General features: G+C 51.6%; 1 protein-coding gene. It reads right to left on the bottom strand.

What is annotated here, in order from left to right:
- The coding region (locus V5P19_RS23340; protein WP_334407915.1) for an amino acid permease at window positions 1-287 on the bottom strand (287 nt) is incomplete at both ends.

The raw sequence follows: 287 nt of genomic DNA, 5'->3' as shown, positions 1-287 counted from the left end.
ACCGAACTCCACGGCGTCACGGACATAATCACAATCAGCGCGAAGACGTAGAACATAATGATACGGATCGGAATGGAGTTAATCGCGCGTGGCAGTGATTTCTCCGGATCTTTGGTTTCCGCAGCTGTTGTACCTACCAGCTCAATCCCCACGAAAGCGAAAACCGCTATCTGGAATCCGGCAAAGAAGCCACTTAAACCTTTCGGGAACCAGCCGCCATCATTCCACAAATGCGCGAATGACGCTTCCACACCAGTCGGTGACTGAAAGTGCATCGCCACCATAAC

Source organism: Enterobacter sp. UNJFSC 003 (assembly GCF_036903355.1).
GTDB lineage: Bacteria > Pseudomonadota > Gammaproteobacteria > Enterobacterales > Enterobacteriaceae > Enterobacter.
The sequence above is the reverse complement of the archived record's forward strand: the minus strand, read 5'-3'. Positions and strand labels throughout refer to the sequence as shown.